This window comes from Clostridioides sp. ES-S-0108-01, assembly GCF_020662285.1.
Lineage (GTDB): Bacteria > Bacillota > Clostridia > Peptostreptococcales > Peptostreptococcaceae > Clostridioides.
Genome location: NZ_JADGMN010000070.1, coordinates 1 through 599 on the forward strand (window position 1 = coordinate 1; position 599 = coordinate 599).

Below are 599 nucleotides of genomic sequence, written 5' to 3' on the forward strand. Positions count from 1 at the left end.
ACAAGAAAACCCAGCTGTGCAACAGGCAGGGCAACAATTAGGTACAGATTTGACTAATGGTGTAGTAAATGGAGTACAGGCGGGAGTGCCAGTTGTACAGCAAAAAAGTAATGAACTGGCTACTGTTACACAAAATGGAGTAACAAATGCTGTAAATAGTGCAACTCCTCAAATTGATAATAGCAATCTTACAAATGGTATAGACACAGCATTTAACCAAGCTACTGCAACAGTTCAGCAAGGAGCTACTAATATGTACAATGGAGCTAAACAAAGCTTTACGCAACTAGCACAAATAGGTAGAGAAGCAGGTTCAAGTCTTTATAATGGTGCAACAACTTCTTTTAATATGTTATCAACAAATGTTAGAGTTGCTTGTAGTAGTATGTATAATGGAGCTAGAACATCTTTTACAAGTTTAAGCAGTTCAGCAATAAGTGCCATTTCTGCTATGTGTAGTTCTGTAGTAAGCCAAGTTAGTGCTATGTCGAGTCAAGTTATCAGTTATTGGGATAGTGTAAGAGCAACAGTTTCAGCACCAATTTCTGCGTCTTTTAATGTTAAGACTACCCAAACAACTGTCAAAAGAACCGTGAATG

The 599-nt window shown here is 37.7% G+C and carries 1 pseudogene; it reads left to right on the plus strand.

Annotated elements, in window-relative coordinates:
* Positions 1–599 (plus strand): annotated as a pseudogene (locus IR152_RS19810) (phage tail tape measure protein); the annotation flags it as partial.